General features: G+C 41.8%; 13 protein-coding genes. 7 read left to right on the forward strand and 6 right to left on the reverse strand.

All coding sequences use genetic code 11. The features are described 5' to 3' along the window. Positions 1–21: 21 nt before the first annotated feature. The 3 genes from argS to ACFGVS_RS05070 form a co-directional block, all read right to left on the reverse strand. Entirely contained in the window at positions 22–1,950 is a 1,929-nt protein-coding gene (argS, locus tag ACFGVS_RS05060) for an arginine--tRNA ligase (RefSeq protein WP_439697730.1), read from the reverse strand. A 74-nt stretch (positions 1,951–2,024) separates the two neighbouring features. After that, the gene (locus ACFGVS_RS05065) at positions 2,025–2,405 is read right to left on the reverse strand and encodes a type II toxin-antitoxin system VapC family toxin (protein ID WP_439697731.1); all 381 of its coding nucleotides are present in this window, start codon (positions 2,403–2,405) and stop codon (positions 2,025–2,027) included. Next, on the reverse strand, positions 2,390–2,623 hold the full coding sequence (locus tag ACFGVS_RS05070; RefSeq protein ID WP_274213257.1) for a hypothetical protein: 234 nt from the start codon (positions 2,621–2,623) through the stop codon (positions 2,390–2,392). Before ACFGVS_RS05070 ends, ACFGVS_RS05065 begins: the two co-directional genes overlap by 16 nt. A 113-nt stretch (positions 2,624–2,736) precedes the next feature. Between ACFGVS_RS05070 and ACFGVS_RS05075 the strand changes: the two genes are divergently transcribed. The 3 genes from ACFGVS_RS05075 to ACFGVS_RS05085 all read left to right on the forward strand — a co-directional run bounded on the left by ACFGVS_RS05075 (position 2,737) and on the right by ACFGVS_RS05085 (position 6,837). Then, positions 2,737–4,179 (forward strand): arginine deiminase family protein, encoded by a 1,443-nt coding sequence (locus ACFGVS_RS05075; protein ID WP_439697732.1) that lies wholly within the window; start codon positions 2,737–2,739, stop codon positions 4,177–4,179. A 104-nt stretch (positions 4,180–4,283) separates the two neighbouring features. Then, positions 4,284–5,210, forward strand: coding sequence for a citrulline utilization hydrolase CtlX (gene ctlX, locus ACFGVS_RS05080; RefSeq protein WP_439697733.1), 927 nt, complete (start codon positions 4,284–4,286; stop codon positions 5,208–5,210). Between the two features lie 232 nt (positions 5,211–5,442). Further along, positions 5,443–6,837: an arginine decarboxylase gene (locus ACFGVS_RS05085; protein WP_090650569.1), complete on the forward strand. Its 1,395-nt coding sequence runs from the start codon at positions 5,443–5,445 to the stop codon at positions 6,835–6,837. Positions 6,838–7,051: 214 nt separating this feature from the next. Here the strand turns inward: ACFGVS_RS05085 and ACFGVS_RS05090 are convergent, their stop codons facing one another. Beyond that, positions 7,052–7,597: a hypothetical protein gene (locus tag ACFGVS_RS05090; RefSeq protein WP_439697734.1), complete on the reverse strand. Its 546-nt coding sequence runs from the start codon at positions 7,595–7,597 to the stop codon at positions 7,052–7,054. A 270-nt stretch (positions 7,598–7,867) separates the two neighbouring features. Here ACFGVS_RS05090 and ACFGVS_RS05095 point away from each other — a divergent pair, with 270 nt between their 5' ends. Further along, complete coding sequence (locus ACFGVS_RS05095; protein WP_439699233.1) at positions 7,868–9,400, forward strand: malate:quinone oxidoreductase; 1,533 nt, start codon at positions 7,868–7,870, stop codon at positions 9,398–9,400. On the opposite strand, the gene ACFGVS_RS05100 is transcribed toward ACFGVS_RS05095, so the two are convergent. After that, complete coding sequence (locus ACFGVS_RS05100; RefSeq protein WP_439697735.1) at positions 9,397–10,392, reverse strand: TonB family protein; 996 nt, start codon at positions 10,390–10,392, stop codon at positions 9,397–9,399. The two genes, ACFGVS_RS05095 and ACFGVS_RS05100, sit on opposite strands and share 4 nt — an antisense overlap. Before the next feature lie 286 nt (positions 10,393–10,678). Next, positions 10,679–13,282: a M1 family metallopeptidase gene (locus tag ACFGVS_RS05105; protein ID WP_439697736.1), complete on the reverse strand. Its 2,604-nt coding sequence runs from the start codon at positions 13,280–13,282 to the stop codon at positions 10,679–10,681. A gap of 314 nt (positions 13,283–13,596) precedes the next feature. On the opposite strand from ACFGVS_RS05105, the gene ACFGVS_RS05110 reads away from it, so the two are divergent. From ACFGVS_RS05110 to ACFGVS_RS05120, 3 genes are all read left to right on the forward strand, one after another. Then, on the forward strand, positions 13,597–14,547 hold the full coding sequence (locus tag ACFGVS_RS05110; RefSeq protein ID WP_274213249.1) for a glycosyltransferase family 2 protein: 951 nt from the start codon (positions 13,597–13,599) through the stop codon (positions 14,545–14,547). A 109-nt stretch (positions 14,548–14,656) separates the two neighbouring features. Then, positions 14,657–15,625 carry a glycosyltransferase gene (locus ACFGVS_RS05115; RefSeq protein ID WP_439697737.1) on the forward strand — a complete coding sequence of 323 codons (969 nt, stop codon included), beginning with the start codon at positions 14,657–14,659 and terminating at the stop codon, positions 15,623–15,625. A gap of 6 nt (positions 15,626–15,631) precedes the next feature. Further along, positions 15,632–16,402, forward strand: a complete 771-nt coding sequence (locus ACFGVS_RS05120; RefSeq protein WP_090650554.1) for a glycerophosphoryl diester phosphodiesterase membrane domain-containing protein — start codon at positions 15,632–15,634, stop codon at positions 16,400–16,402. Positions 16,403–16,404 lie beyond the last annotated feature (2 nt).

Raw genomic sequence — 16,404 nt, forward strand, 5'->3', positions numbered from 1 at the left:
CCTATTCAGGAGCCAGGGGCTTTACATTCTCTCCGGTACATCTATTCCTAACAAAGCCATTCCTTTGTTAATTACTTTGGCCGACGAAGCAGATAGTTCTAATCTAAATTGTTTCAGCACTTCGTTTTCTGCCTGGAGTATTGATTTTTCGTGGTAAAACTTATTGTATGTTTTGGCCAGTTCATATACATAATTGGCAATTATAGCAGGACTGTAGCTATTGGCTGCATCCTTGATCACCGTTGGGAATTGGGTTAATAGTACAATCAGGTCGCGTTCTACCGTATCTAAGGCTGTTGTTTCATTTGTGCTGCTAACCTGGTATTCTGCGCGGCTTAATACCGACCTGATACGGGCATGTGTATACTGAATAAAAGGCCCTGTATGACCCTGAAAATCTACCGATTCATTCGGATCGAACAACAAACGTTTTTTAGGATCAACCTTAAGCAGGAAATATTTCAAGGCCCCCATACCTATGGTGTGATACAATTGTTGTTTGTATTCGTCGCTAAAACTATCAACCTTGCCCATGGCATCGGTTTGTTCTTTAGCCGTAGCATCCATTTCGGCCATCAGGTCATCGGCATCAACTACCGTACCCTCGCGAGATTTCATTTTACCAGATGGCAGATCGACCATACCATACGACAGATGGAACAGCCCATCAGCACCTGCCTTGCCCAATTTATTGAGGATCAGGAAAAGCACTTTAAAGTGATAATCCTGTTCGTTACCTACCACATAAATGGATTTATCCATGTGGAAGTCGTTATATTTTAATTGGGCAGTACCTAAATCCTGGGTAATGTAAACCGATGTTCCGTCTCCACGTAAAACCAGCTTTTCATCCAGCCCATCGGTAGTCAGGTCTATCCAAACCGAACCATCCTGTTTTTTAAAGAAAACATCTTTTTCCAGTCCCTCATCAATAATATCTTTACCTAACAAATAGGTGTTCGATTCGTAATAATACTTATCAAAATCAACACCCAGTTGCTTATAAGTTTCGGCAAAGCCCGCGTAAACCCAACCATTCATGGTTTTCCATAGGTCGAGAACTTCAGCATCCCCGGCTTCCCATTTCTGGAGCATTTGCTGGGTTTCTATCATCAGCGAGGTGACATTTTTTGCTATCTCTTTAATCTTATCTTCCTCGGCACCAATTTTATCGGTTAACTCAGCAATAAGTTTGGTCTCATTTTCGAGCGTAGCGTATTTTTTTGCTTTTAGTTTATCAATACTAATCAGCAGTGCCTGTATTTTCTCTTTTTGGTTATCATTAAATAGCGTCAGGTCGTTTTCTTCGTACACGCGCTCCAGAATAGGCACTAATTGTTTTCTTAGTTCCTTATCAAACAACACATAATACTTGCCAACCAAATGATCGCCTTTCAGGCCGGATGACTCGGGTGTTTCGCCATTGCCGAACATTTGCCACGCCAGCATAGATTTACAAATGTGGATACCACGATCGTTCACCAGGTTTGCCTTCACAACATCGTACCCGGCAGCTGCCAGAATTTGCGCTACCGAAAAGCCTAAAAGGTTATTACGAATATGCCCCAAGTGCAACGGTTTGTTGGTATTTGGCGATGAATATTCAACCATTACTTTTTGTCCGTTAGCCTTAGCCACAGCAAAATCATCAGGTAATATCTGGTTATATAGCTGGCCAATCCAATATTCGTCGCTTAAAGAGATATTTAAAAAACCTTTAACTACGTTGAAAGCGGCAACTTCTCTTAACTCATTTTTAAGATATTCGCCAATTTCGGAACCCGTTTGTTCGGGGCCTTTTCTGGAAAATTTGGTGAACGGAAATGTGACTATAGTAACTTGCCCCTCAAATTCTTTACGGGTTTCCTGTAAGCTAATAGCGGCCGGGGCTACATCTGTTTGGTACAAATGTTTAATGGCTTTAACGGCCGCTTCAATAATAAAATCCATGCGGCAAAATTAATTAAATTGGGGATAACGGCTGTAATAAATTTGGAGGAACGGAAAATGCCCTGCCTAAATAACTAATCGAAGCTTTTCAATCCGTTCAAAGTGCTTTTGTTTAGGGTAGCACAAGGAATATTGTGGCAGATTGCTGTAGCAGCAATAAATAAATCCGCGGTCTCTATTCCTTTGTTAATCTTTTTTAAATCAATATAAATTTCAGAAGCTGTAACTGCTACTTTGGCATCGAAATTTAAAATATCCATTTTCCGAAAAAACAAATTCCAGTAGTCCACCTGGTCATCAAAAGCTCCAGCATATATTTCATATTGCGTGACCGTTGAAACAGCAAATCTTTGACATGTTTTAGTTAGTTGAAAAAAAGCAGTTTTAGTTTGGTCCTTTTTTCTAAAGTGCTCGATCAAAATGGAGGTGTCCAACAGGATTATTTCGTCCGCCATCTATTCAAGCGTTTTCTTATTTCTTTATACTCTTTATATTGTTCGTCGCCAATTACAGGTCCGCTCAACAATAATTTCTGAAAATCAGTAAACTCATCTTTTTTAGGCTGTTCTCTTATCTTGCTCAATTCCTGCTCCAAAATAGCCCGTTTGTCTTCTGGCAATTGCTGCACAACATGCAATAACTCATCAAACCCTATTTCTACTTTCAATTCCATATTCAAATATAATCAATATTTAAACGAATAGTAAGTTGCCCTGTTTCAATTTCATGTCAACATTCCAATTCTCATTTTTTTTCTGATAGATTTGTGTTTGATCATTCCGATTTATGACAGTTAAAAACTCCGATTTTAAAATAGATGTAACCTCCGAAATTGGCACCCTGCGTACCCTGCTTATTCACAGCCCCGATAGCGGCCTTGGCAAAGTTGTACCTTCAAAAGCACAGGATTGGCTATTTGAAGATATTGTGCACCTGGATACCATGCGCCGTAACGAGTATGATTATTATGTGAAACTGCTGCTCTATTTTTTAGATCCGGATAAAATAAAAGGCAAACTGCAACAGGTAGAAAGCGATTACGAACGTAAGTTTTTTAAACCCGACCATACCAATTTCCACGCATCAAACAACGTTATTGAGATACAAACCCTGCTGGCCGATATTTTACAGCAGCCGGATATCCGTAAAAAACTGGTGGCTTCTGTTTGTGCAATTGAGAGCTGCAATTACCGGTTACAGCAACAGTTGATAGATACAGATCCTGTCGAACTGGCCAAAATCTTCATTTCGGGTTCGTTGAATGATGATGAGATGATCTTCGCCCCTATTCCAAATCTCATTTTTTCGCGCGATTTGGGTATAGCCATAAACAACCACATGCTGCTGAACAAACCGGCTAAAAAAGCCCGCTTCCGCGAGACTTTGCTAATGCGGTATATATTTTTTAACCACCCGCTGTTTGCATCTTATCAAAATAACATATTAGAGATCCCCGAAACAGCCCAGCATTTTTTGCGCCCCGGGGAGGATAACCAGGAAAAAACCACATTAGAAGGTGGCGATGTAATGATGGTGAGCCCGCAGCACCTGTTGATTGGTTGCAGCGAGCGTACCTCTATCAGCGGCGCCAACGAAGCTATTAAACTGTTGTTTGATAACGATGTTGTAAAAAAGGTAACCATAGTAAAAATACCGCATAAACGCGATTATATGCACATTGATACGGTATTTACCCAGGTAAAACGTAATACCTGGGTGCTGCTGCGCTCATTGGCCGTGGCCGAAGCGCCGCCGGAAGAGCAGGAGCCAATGTCGTGGTTCGCCGATAAAAAATCAAAGGACAAAACCGAGATTGTACAGTTCAGGAAAGACAAGAAACCAAAAGTATTCAATTGCCTTGAAGACCTGTTATCCAGCATCAGCGAAAAAGACCTGCAATGCGAAGACAAAACCCGGTTCATTTACTCGGGCAACAACATATTCCCGTTTGACTCGCGCGAGCAATGGACAGATTCATGCAACCTACTGGCCTTAAAAGAAGGCGTAGTTTTAGGGTATGACCGTAACGACAAAACCGTTGAAGCATTTAAACAAAGCGGCTTTGATGTAATAAAGGTGAACGACCTGCTGCAAAAATTTGAATCGGGCGAACTTGATCCGAAAACTTTAACAGATACCTTAATTTTAATGCCATCCGCAGAACTTTCAAGAGCCCGTGGTGGTTTTCATTGTATGAGTATGCCTTTGCTAAGAGATAAAGTAATCTGAATCAGAATTTACAGAATTGAAGAATTTACAAAATGAAAGAGGCAGCCAATTCTGCTAATTCTAAAATTCTGTAAATTCTGATTCTGACTAATGACCATTGACCAATGACTGACAACCAATCAACATCAAACATATTAATGATTCGCCCGGTAAGTTTCGGCTTTAATGAGCAAACTGCCGAAAGTAATGCGTTCCAAAACCGCGATGCAGATCAGCAGGCCGTACAGGATAAAGCCCTGGCCGAATTTGATCATTTTGTAAAAACTTTAGAGCACGCAGATGTTCAGGTAATCGTGGTGAACGACACGCCACAGCCCCATACCCCTGATTCTATTTTTCCAAACAATTGGGTTTCATTTCATGATGACGGTACAGTTTTCCTCTACCCCATGCAGGCCGAAAACCGCAGGCTGGAACGGCGGGAGGATATCATAACCAACCTGGAAGACAAGTTCAAAGTAGGCCATATTATTGACCTGAGCCGTTTCGAGGCCGATCACCGTTTTTTGGAGGGCACGGGCAGCATGGTGCTGGATAGGGAAAATAAAATTGCATATGCCTGCCTTTCGCCACGTACTGACAAACAGGTTTTGGATTTATTTTGTGAACAGGCCGGCTACAAAGCCATCAGCTTTGACGCGGCCGACGAACATGGCAAAGCTATCTACCATACCAATGTATTGATGTGCGTGGGCAGCAAATTCGCGGTTATTTGCGCGGATAGCATCCCTAACCCTCACGAGCGTATAGTTGTTTTAGAATCCCTTAAATCAAGTCAAAAGGAGGTTATCACCATCAGCTTTGAGCAAACGAACCACTTTGCAGGCAATATGCTCGAGGTAAAGAGTGATAAGGGGAAAACACTCATCGTGATGTCGAAAAATGCATTTAATGCTTTGGACAGTGAGCAAAAAACGACGTTAGAAAAATATGGCAATTTGGTTTATGCAGATATCAACACGATAGAAACCAATGGAGGCGGAAGTGCCCGATGTATGATGGCCGAGGTGCATTTGCCGGTTAGTTCATAGGCAATAGATCATGGTTAATGGCAGCTTCAAATTTCATCATGAACGGCAATAACATTTCTTTCATATGTAATAGGTGATGGTTACAGGCCGCCTCAAACCTCACCATGAACTATTATCCATGAACAATGAACCACAATGCACAAACAAATTACATTCAAACCATAAATTTTATCCCAACAAATAGCCAATTATTCCGTTTTAAAATCACATTTTTGCCCCAAATTTTTTAAGGATGCAGAGTTACCAGGAATTTCTTGATTTAAGTGTTGGTTTCCCGCAAGATGGTTTTGAAATCATCGACGACGAACTATACTTTCAAGACCTTAATTTAATGGAGATGATTGAAACGTACGGTACCCCCCTACGCTTTACTTATCTGCCACAGATCTCCAAAAAGATCCAACAGGCCAAGCTGTTGTTTCAGCAGGCAATCATCAAAAACAACTATCGCGGCAGCTATAAATACTGCTATTGCACCAAAAGCTCGCACTTTAAGCACATTGTTGAAGAGGCGCTTAAAAACGAGATTCACCTGGAAACATCATCGGCTTTTGATATGCCAATGATTGATGCCCTGGAGAAAAAAGGCGCTGTTAATAAAGATATTACGGTGATATGCAATGGATTTAAAACCTTCCAGTACAAAACGTATATTATTGATATGCTGCATGATGGCTTTAAAAACATCATCCCTGTGTTGGACAACAAGGAAGAGTTTAACCTTTACGACGATGAAATTGAGATGGATACCCCATGTAACCTGGGTATCCGTATAGCGGCCGAAGAGCAGCCCGATTCTCAGTTTTATACTTCCCGCTTAGGTGTACGCATGGAGGATATCATCGATTTTTACCACAATAAAATTGAAGACAATCCTAACTTCCAGGTTAAACTATTGCACTTCTTCATCAACTCCGGTATTTCAGATACCCCATACTATTGGAACGAGCTGGAGAAATACGTAACACTTTATTGCAAGTTTAAGAAAATCAACCCGCACCTGGATACGCTTGATATTGGCGGCGGGATGCCGTTTAAGGATTCGCTGGTGTTTGATTTTGATTACGAGTACATGATTAATGAGATTGTGAGCCGTATCAAAGAAATTTGTGCTGAACATGATACCATGGAGCCTGATATTATTACGGAATTTGGTAAATATACGGTTGCCGAAGCATCGGGTATCCTGTATAAAGTATTGGGACGTAAGCAACAAAATGACCGTGAGCGCTGGTTAATGCTGGATGGTTCGTTCATTACCAACCTGCCCGATGTTTGGGCACTTAACCAAAAATACATCCTGTTACCTGTAAACAACTGGGATAGCGAGTACGAGCGCGTAAACCTTGGCGGCATTACTTGTGACGGCCAGGACTATTACAACCAGGAAGCGCACATGAACAGCGTATTTATGCCAAAAACCCGTAAGGTACAATACCTGGGCTTTTTTAACACAGGCGCCTACCAGGAAGTACTAAGCGGCTACGGCGGTATTCACCACTGTTTATTACCATCACCAAAACACGTCATCATCCGCCGCAACCGCGACGAAACATTCAACTTTGAAGTTTTTGGCGAAGAGCAAAACAGCAAGCAGGTATTGAAGATACTGGGCTATACCACTTAAACAGTTGACAGTTTTTAGTTAGCAGTATGCAGCAAAATATTTAGCGATGAGTTTTACTCATCGCTTTTTTTGTCTGAACAGGGATTAAACAGATTTTTCAGGTGATGCAGGATTTTGTCCCATGAATACGACCATTTTCAAATCTTCAAATTTTCAAATCCTCAAATATTCCCTTTCATCTGCACATCTGTAATCTGAAATCTGCACATCTACCCTACTTCCCCGACGCTACTCCCCAGTAACAACTATTGCGTATCTTTTTAAGTAATTCGGGGGTGATACTGGATACGGCATGTTCCAGCTTGTTTTGGGTGTTGATGAGGTACATGGTGCCGTTTACATTATTATACACATAGGAGCATAGCACTTTATCTTCACCATCTTCTATTTTTTTAACATCAACACGCACTGCATTGGTTTTGTTGCTCGTATCTGGCTTTAGGGCTGGGTCGGCAGCTTTTACCCAGTTAACCGTATAGTTGATATCCGCTGGCGATAGGCTGGCAGTGTTGGCCTTAAAGCTTTTGCTTTCCTGTATTACCTGTAACAGGCATTTTACACAGGGGTCGCTGGCGTTGGCTATTCCGTATTTCTTTTGCGGATTATTCAGTACACTATCCTTTTTACCATTTACCTGGACGGTACTTTTTGAACTATCTGCCGATACTGTCTGTGGCTTAGCTTTTTGCTGATTACAGGCTGTTATGGATATTGCTGTAAACACTGTTAAAAAAACGACGTTTAGCTTATTGAGTATCATAATTTACTTCATAATGGTGGTGTAATATATACAGCCCATTATACATTTTGTGTTAATTTATTATAAATACAACAACGGTAATTTGTTCAAAAACGTTGCTAACTAAATTTAAACCTTGTTTTTATTGCAATTAATGGACAGATGACGACAGATTTTCTGTAAAAAATCCTTAAAATTGTCAGATTTAATTCCGAGCTGCTTCAATCAGTTATTCGGGGGTTAAATCAGCATAACAATTTTGCAAAAACCGGGTTATACCGGGTGTAATTAATTTCAAAATACCTTTGCAGGTATCATACTAAGATGGCTAACAGCGATAAAGTTTCGGGAACAACGGTTGATGTGGTTTTAATAGGCGCGGGTATTATGAGCGCTACTTTGGGGGTAATGCTAAAAGAATTGCAACCCGATTTAACTATCGAAATTTTTGAGCGCCTGGACGTCATCGCTTCAGAAAGCTCGGCACCCATGAATAATGCGGGCACGGGTCACTCCGCTTTCTGCGAACTAAACTACACGCCCGAATTGCCCGACGGTACTGTAGAAATAAAAAAAGCCATCAAAATTGCCGAGCAATTTGAAATAAGTAAAGAATTCTGGACTTATCTTATCGATAAAAAATATATACAATCGGCCGAAAGCTTTATCCGCAAAGTGCCGCATATGAGCTTTGTTTGGGGAACCGATAATGTAAACTACCTGAAAAAACGTCAGCAAGCGCTTATTAAGCACCACTTTTTTAAAGGGATGGAATACTCGGAAGACAAAGCCCAGATTAAAAAATGGATTCCGCTGGTAATGGAAGGCCGCGATGAACACGAGGCGGTATCGGCCACGTTTATGGATATTGGTACAGATGTAAACTTTGGTAGCTTAACCAGCAGCTTGCTTGACACCCTGAAACAAAAACCAGGCGTTAACTTAAGCCTTAACCACGATGTTACCGGCCTTAAACGCAACACAGATGGCAGTTGGCTGGTAACAGTAAAAGATAAAACAAGCGGCACAAAAAGAAAGCTGACCAGCAAATTTGTGTTTGTTGGCGCCGGAGGCGGCGCTTTGCCATTATTACAAAAATCGGGCATTAAAGAGAGTAAAGGTTTTGGCGGTTTCCCAGTGAGCGGGCAATGGCTGGTTTGTACTAATCCCGATGTAATTAAACGTCACGAAGCTAAAGTTTATGGTAAAGCATCGGTAGGTTCGCCGCCAATGTCGGTACCGCACCTGGATACCCGGATGATTGATGGTAAACGCGAACTGTTGTTTGGCCCCTACGCAGGTTTCTCAACACGCTTTTTAAAGAAAGGATCTTTACTAGATTTATTTTGTTCAATAAAACCAAATAACATATTACCGCTGCTTGCCGTAGGCCGCGATAACTGGCCACTAACCAAATATCTTATCAGCCAGGTAATGCAATCGCCCAACGACAGGCTTAAAGCCCTGCGGGAGTACTTACCAACGGCTAAAGCCGAAGATTGGGAGCTTGACATTGCCGGCCAGCGCGTACAGGTGATCAAAAAAGATCCTAAGCATACGGGCGTACTGGAATTTGGCACCGAGGTAGTAACATCGGCAGATGGCAGTATTTCAGCCCTGTTAGGCGCGTCGCCGGGTGCATCCACATCTGTACCTATTATGGTACAGCTGATTGAACGCTGCTTTAAAACCCATATTAAAACAACCGAATGGCAGGAGAAGCTGAAACAGATGATCCCATCCTACGGACAATCATTATCAAATGATGAGGCTTTGAGTGTTGCTACGCGCGAACGTACGAGTAAGGTTTTGGGGCTGGTTTAATCCTGATTGTTTTTAATATTCGCGAGAAAAATAATTGGCACCGAAAATTGCACACGTACAGGAACACCGTATAGATAAGCCGGCTTCCACTTGGGGCTTTCTTGCATAATACGCATAGCTTCCGCGTCGAGGCTTGGCTCAGTTCCCCTTGATATTTTTATATCTGCTAAAGTCCCGTTTTTTTCAACTATAAATGTCACGATAACCCTGCCCTGTATACCATTTTGCCAAGCGTATCTTGGGTATTTTATTTTCCTCCTCAGAAACCTCGTAAATCCATTCAAACCGCCATAAAACTCGGGCAGTATTTTTTTTTCGGTAAAAGTAAATACATTCCCTCCGCTATCGTAACTGGTGCCAAATGTAATAACCCCATTGGTATAGTTACAGATATAATTCAATGTATCATTAAAATGCCCTTTCCATTCACCTTGCTCCAGGCTGTCCAATACCGGGCCACTCTCCATAACCGTTTTAAAATCGTCGCTATACTTTACCCATTTTCCGTTACCGTTAACAGCTAAAGCTTTACCTATGGAATCATTACAGTTGATCAATTTTACTTTGTTTTGATGATGTGATACCGAATAATAAGCCAAGCCATTAGGATAATACACTATTTGCTCTCCTTCTTTTTGCCCGTTTTTATAATTGCTGATCGTTTTTATATTCCCGTTTAAGTAATATTCAATACATGTACCATCAAAATCAGGATACACAAAACGGCTTGCCGACATACTTATTAATTTTATCCGGCCGTTAAGATAAAGGTCTTTCACGGAGTATAATGTTTTTCCGGTGCTGTTTGTCGGCGAAATTATCAGTCTTACAAAGTCCGCGCTATCTCTGTTTTTTACCACATAGCCATGATTGTCACGCGTCCATACATCATTAGATAACTTCATATAGGTTTTTACAGTATCCAACTGGGCGTTGGCACCGGTTACAGAAAAAAATGTTGTGAACACATATAAATAGAATATTTTACGCATATATTCGGAACTCAATTTAGGTTGGTAAAGAAACTAAATTGTATCGAGGATATCAATCAATTGCCGTTTACCAGCATAAAGCTAACAGGCATCGTATAAATAAATATCGCAAACGCACCCTGGCATACACAGATGAGATTACACTAAAGACTCTCCGTTGCCATTTTCGGCCAGAATTTTAGCTATCGAATCCGGGCACTCTTTTAAAAGAAAGCGACTTACCGAATCAAGGGGGTGATCGTAAATTTTCTTTTGCCGATTTGTACTGATTTGTCTCCCGAGAAAACTATTGAAACGACACCGCCGGCATATTGCTGTTTACCGCTGTTTCTTTAACCTTAAAATCGGCCGGGTGGCCAAGGATAACGGTTTTAATTAAAAACGGAATTTTAACGCCACCGTTTATTCCCTCGTAATTTCCAAACTCCGTTACCGAACTTGCGGTACCATCAATAACCTGTTTTATTTTAAGGCCCGTTTTTTGGCTGTAATAGTTTTTAATTACAGCGCCGTCTACAACGCGAATGTCAACTTCATAAGCCATGTCGCCGTTTACCACTTTCATTGTTGAATCAAGCGACACCGCGTTTCCCAGCTTTTCGTAATCAAGTTCGGGGAAAGCTTTGCTTTTTTCTTTAAGCACTCTTTTGGCCACATCGTCCAAAGGCATTTCATGGTTTACCTGCTGCACACTTATATTATCATTATTAACCAAAATATGACTTAGTACCAGGTTGTTATATGATGGCACAGTAATTTCCTGAAAATACATTCCGGGTATGCGGTACCTCGAAACCATCTGTACTTCTGAGCCCTGCACACTTGCTGCTGCCGAAACCTGTAGATCTTTAATATTTTTCAGCTTATCAACACCGCCAATGGCATCAAGATAGGTTTTGATTACACTGCCGGCAGTTACACCGGCTGGAACCGGCAACCCGCTAAACGAGTTATTTTCGGCATTTACATCAGGCAGTTTGTGGTCGGGGTCGATAACGGCCAGGGATATTTTCGATGTGGATTTATAAGGAAAAGTCCAGGTACCGCCGCGCTGCCATATTTCGGCAGGTAGTTTTACAATGCCTGTTTTGCCATTTTCTTCTTTAATGCTAATGGTTACAGGTAGCGCCATCTCTTCCAGGTTCTCTATGGTAATCAGCGCGCCTTTCGCCGGGTCGCCGTCCTGGTAGGCAATACCGCTTATGCTTTGGTCAAGCTTCCAGGTGGTAAAAAACCATTCGTTCCAAAACCAACTCAGATCCTCGCCGGCGGCGTTATCAATGGTGTGGAAAAAATCCCAGGGCGTTGGATGTTTAAATGCCCAGCGTTTGATATAGGTGCGAAACGCGTAATCAAAACGCTGTTCGCCCAAAATCTGCTCGCGTAAAATGGCAAGGCCCAGGGCGGGCTTATCATAAGCCGCGTTGCCCAAAAAGCCTTCTTGTAGTACATCCGGAATGGTCATAATAGGCTCAGCATCGGCGCTAAACAAACCTGATGCCGCTTTTTGCTCGTCTACCGGCTCATAATACTCGCCTTTATTAAAAACGCGTGTATCAACGTTGTTTAAAAAGGTATTAAAACCTTCATCCATCCACGCGTACTTACGCTCGTTTGAGCCTACGATCATCGGGAACCAGTTATGGCCAAACTCGTGGTTGGTAACTTCCCAAAGCCCCCCTGCTTTACTTTCCCATCCGCAAAAAACAATCCCTGGATACTCCATTCCTCCTACCGTACCGGCCACATTGGTTGCTACGGGGTAGGTATACTCAAACCATTTATCCGAATAAAGTTCAATGGCAGCCTTCACATACTCTGTAGACCGGCCCCAGGCATCGTTACCTTTTACCTCGGCAGGATAAACCGATTGCGCCAAAGCTTTTTTACCGCTGGGCAAATTAATCCGCGCTGCATCCCACATAAATGCTTTTGACGCCGACCATGCCACATCACGAGCATTTTTACAGGCAAAGTGCCAGGTAAGCACCGGTTTTTTAGGGTGATCGTTACCGCTCAAAACTTCAGCCTCATCCTTTATCATCACCGTTTTATCACTTGCACGGGCTGCGGCCAGGCGGCTCATGGTAGTTGGTGTGTAAACTTCGGCGGGGTTAAGCAGCTCGCCAGAGCCGGTTACTACTAAATTTGAGGGGGCTGTAATGGTGTAATCAAAGTTACCATATTCCAGGTAAAACTCGCCGGCGCCAAGGTAGGGTAATACATTCCACCCGGTTACATCGTCATACACCTCCATGCGGGGGTACCATTGGGCTATTTCATAAATCCAGCCATTTTTGGTTTGCAGACGGCCCATACGGTCGGTACCATACTTAGGTATCTCAAAACCGTATTCTACTTTAATCTGCAGCTTACCACCCGCGGCCTTCAACGAATCTTTGAGCTTTATTTGCAGGCGTGTATCAGTAACCAGGTAATCGGCTTTGGTAGTTTTACCGTTTTTAATAATGTAAATGGCTTTTATTTCATCGCCTTTGGTATAGCTGCGATTGGTAAAACGCCCCCCGGTAACCGAGCTGGCAGCTTCGGAGCGCGAATCTTCGCGGTAAATATTCTGATCGTCCTGCAGCCATAAAAATGATAAAGCATCGGGGCTGTTGTTGGTATAAGTAATTAGCGCGGTACCGTCAATCCGGTGTTTCGCGGTATCCAACATAATATCAAGCTTGTAATCGGCACGGTTTTGCCAGTATTTTGAGCCGGGCGCTCCACCGGCATTCCTGTATTCGTTACCTTTTTCGGGATAAAATAATGGATTAAAAACTTTATGCTGATCGTATTTCCCCCCCTGTTGATCGTCGGTTTGAGCATAGGCTATTGTGGAAAACACACACAGAAAAACAAAAAGAATTGCTTTACAAAATTTCATGAAGGCTTTATTTATAATGACAGGCAAGTTATGCAAATATTTCCAAGTGCTTTTAACGTAATAGATGCTTTACATATTGTAGGCAGCCCCACCTAAATAGCGTAGCTTTCATGAGCGCACCAAATCACCAACTGCGAATAATCCTCCCCGGTAGGGAGGACTTTAAAAAAGCAGTTAAAGTCTCCCCTACCGGGGGAGATTTAGAGGGGGCTTGGCTGCTTAAAAATCATTATACAAACCATTCCCTATTTTTTATATTTTTGCGGATGATTGCGGGCAAACATAATTTTAGCCACGCATCACATTCCTTATAAATGGATATATCAGTTGTAGTACCGCTTTATGACGAAGTAGAATCATTGCCCGAGCTTACCTCATGGATAAGCCGCGTAATGGCCGAAAATCGCTTTACTTATGAAATCATATTGGTTGATGATGGTAGCAAGGACGGGTCATGGGAGATGATCAGGAAGCTAAGCTTCGATAATCCTTTCATTAAAGGCATCAAATTCAGGCGCAACTATGGCAAATCGGCAGCGCTTAATACCGGCTTTGCCGCTACCAGGGGCGATGTGGTAATAACCATGGATGCCGATTTACAGGATAGCCCGGATGAAATTCCCGAACTTTATCGCCGTATAACCGAAGAAAAATTCGACCTGGTATCGGGATGGAAAGCCAAACGGTATGATCCGCTCAGCAAAACCATACCCACTAAGCTATTTAACTATGCCACCCGTAAAATGAGCGGCATAGATAACCTGCACGATTTTAACTGCGGCCTTAAAGCATACCGCGGCGCTGTGGTGAAAAATATAGAGGTTTATGGCGAAATGCACCGCTATATCCCAGTATTAGCCAAATGGGCCGGTTTTACCAAAATTGGCGAGCAGGTAGTTGAGCACCGTGCCCGCAAATACGGCAAAACCAAATTTGGCATGAGCCGCTTTGTAAACGGCTTTCTTGATTTGCTATCGATATTTTTTGTTGGCAAGTTTGGTAAACGCCCCATGCACTTTTTTGGAACTATGGGTACAATCAGCTTTTTTACAGGATTGGTAATAGCGATATGGATAATGGCCGATAAGCTTTATAACATCTCGCATCATATTAAAGAAAGGCAGCCAACAGACAACCCCTGGTTTTATATAGCCATTGTAGCCATCATTTTAGGCTCGCAGCTATTTTTAACCGGCTTTGTTGCCGAACTGGTTTCCCGTAGCTCAAGCGAACGGAACCATTACCAGGTAGAGGAAGTTATCTGATTTGAAAATTTGAGGATTTGAAAATTTGAAAATTACCCTTTCAAATTGAAATGGTTGAAAAGCCAGCCATTTTCAAATCCTCAAATTTTCAAATCATCAAATTCAAAACATGTTTTTTTCCATCATCATTCCTTTATATAACCGCCCGCAGGAGATTAAAGAACTGCTGGAAACACTTGTGCTGCAAACGTACCGGAATTTTGAGGTTTTGGTGATTGAAGATGGATCGGTTAATGACGCCGAAGCTATCGTAAACAGCTTTGTTGGACAGTTGGATGTTCGCTATTTTAAAAAAGCAAACGAAGGGCAGGGTTTTACACGCAATTTTGGATTTGAACGCGCCAGGGGCGACTACTTTATCATATTCGATTCGGATTGTTTGATCCCTGCAGATTACCTGCAGATTGTAAATAATTCGTTAACCGCAAATTACCTTGATGCCTACGGCGGGCCAGACGGAGCACATACTTCATTTACGCCTACGCAAAAGGCTATCAGCTATAGCATGACCTCCCCTTTTACAACCGGCGGCATCCGCGGAAATAAAAAAGCGATTGGGCAGTTTCATCCACGTAGTTTTAACATGGGTGTATCAAGGCAGGTATGGGAAAAAGCAGGCGGCTTTATTATCACCCGACTGGGCGAGGATATCGAATACAGCATCCGCATCCATTCCCTTGGTTTTAAAATCGGGCTGATCCCCGACGCCATCGTTTACCATAAACGCCGCACCAACTTTGTGCAGTTTTTTAAGCAACTTCACTTTTTTGGCAGGGCGCGCATTAATATTTATAAGTTTTTCCCGGGGGAGTTAAAGGCGGTGCACTTTTTCCCCGCGGCGTTCACACTGTTCCTGCTATTCACGCTCATTTTCAATCTATTGGGATGGCAGATTGCCAAACTGGGTAATTTAATAGTGTTGTTTATCATTTTGTTAATATTTTTTCATGCTTGGTGGAAAAATAAATCAGCAAAAATCGCATTTTTGAGCATTATAGCTGCCTTCACTCAACTAACAGCCTACGGGATAGGATTTATGCAGGATTTTTGGAAGCGGGTAATTTTTAACAGATCATAATAACCTATGTACCACACCTTTTCTGTTGCAGAAACCATTAAAACTGCATGGAATATTTTAAAGAAAAATTTTGTGCCGCTTGTTGTGTATTCGGTTATTTCGCTGTTTATAAATGAGGTGCTTGACTTTTTTAAGACTTTTTTTTTAATTGGCGATTACCTTACCACCACTATTTTCTTCTTCATAGCGTTGATAACGCAGTGCTTTATTGGTTTAAGCTTTTACAAACTCATATTAACCTTAATGGACAAAGAATATTATGAGTTTGAATTTAAAGATATTTTGCCATCGGCTAAAATGACATTTAACTTTGTTATTATCGGCTTTTTAACAGCGTTCTTCGTTGCAATATTATTCTTCTTCTATGTATTGGCCCAACGGTATCTGGGTTTGGAAAGCATATTTCAAACAATAGAATTATTGATTATCCTCTACATAAGCCTGCGCAGTATATTTTGCATCTGCTTTATTGTTGACGATGATTCGGCGCCTATAGAATCGCTCAAACAAAGTTTCGAAATAACCAAGGATAACTTCTTTAAAACGCTTAGCATCTTTATTATTATAATAGGCATACTCTTTATAGCATTGATACCTGTTTTCCTGATCATAAATTTAACCGGACTTGATGAAAAGGGAGGATTCATATTCAGATTAGCTTTTTATTGTTGGTTTTTGCTAACCTTCCCCTTTATCCAGGTAATTATTATGGTTACCTACCGTAAATTAGTTTACAGCCACCTGGATGTTGACGATGACCTGTCCGAAACCAATTAACA

Origin of the sequence: Mucilaginibacter sediminis (assembly GCF_051903035.1) — a bacterium.
Taxonomy (GTDB): domain Bacteria; phylum Bacteroidota; class Bacteroidia; order Sphingobacteriales; family Sphingobacteriaceae; genus Mucilaginibacter.